General features: G+C 33.3%; 1 pseudogene. It reads left to right on the forward strand.

Annotated elements, in window-relative coordinates:
- Positions 1-98: 98 nt before the first annotated feature.
- Positions 99-249, forward strand: a pseudogene (locus tag IDG65_RS14535) (efflux RND transporter permease subunit); the annotation flags it as partial.

Consider the following 249-nt stretch of genomic DNA (forward strand, 5'->3'; position numbering starts at 1 on the left):
TTAAACCACCAATAACTGTAGCAGCTAATCCTTTCGAAATAAGAATCGAGCTATCTTGACCAAATAACAAAGGAACTAATGCACCAATTGTTGCAATCGCCGTCATTAATATCGGTCTAATTCTAGTTATTACATTTAAAGGTGGCTTAGCACCATTTACAATTCTATTCTCTTTACCATTTACAGTTATCGGTGTAATTATTGCACTATTAATCACAGGAGAAACAATATCAGTACCAAGTTTAATTG

It is taken from the genome of Staphylococcus sp. EG-SA-17 (assembly GCF_017151845.1).
Lineage (GTDB): Bacteria > Bacillota > Bacilli > Staphylococcales > Staphylococcaceae > Staphylococcus > Staphylococcus aureus.